The sequence below is a fragment of the Adlercreutzia sp. DFI.6.23 genome (assembly GCF_024462535.1).
In the GTDB taxonomy this organism is placed as follows: Bacteria; Actinomycetota; Coriobacteriia; order Coriobacteriales; family Eggerthellaceae; genus Adlercreutzia; species Adlercreutzia rubneri.
In genome coordinates this window covers 1-316 of sequence record NZ_JANGBP010000356.1, presented here as the reverse complement: position 1 = coordinate 316, position 316 = coordinate 1, and the positions used below count along the sequence as shown (strand labels likewise).

At 60.4% G+C, this 316-nt stretch carries 1 pseudogene; it reads right to left on the bottom strand.

The window, feature by feature from the left end:
- Positions 1 to 97 (bottom strand): annotated as a pseudogene (locus tag NE591_RS13710) (crossover junction endodeoxyribonuclease RuvC); the annotation flags it as partial.
- Positions 98 to 316: the final 219 nt, after the last annotated feature.

Here is a 316-nt window from a genome sequence, read left to right as displayed (position 1 = left end):
CGCACGACAGCCGCGGCCCGCACTGCTCGACGATCCCCCAGCCCGTATGGGCGAGCCCGGGATCGATCCCCAACAAGATGCGCGTCTTGCCAGCCAAAAGATAAGCCCCACTTTCCAAATTCGAGTGGGGCCATTTTAGAACATATGTTTGTGAAAAGCAAGCAGAATTACGGCCGTAAGCCCATGCCGCCTTCGAGCGTCAAGGTCTCGCCGCTCATGAACTTGAATTCGGGGCTCGCGAGCTGCACCACGACGCGGCCGATTTCGGTCTCCACGTTGCCGTAGTGGCCCATGGGGGGCTTGTGCACGTTGGCCG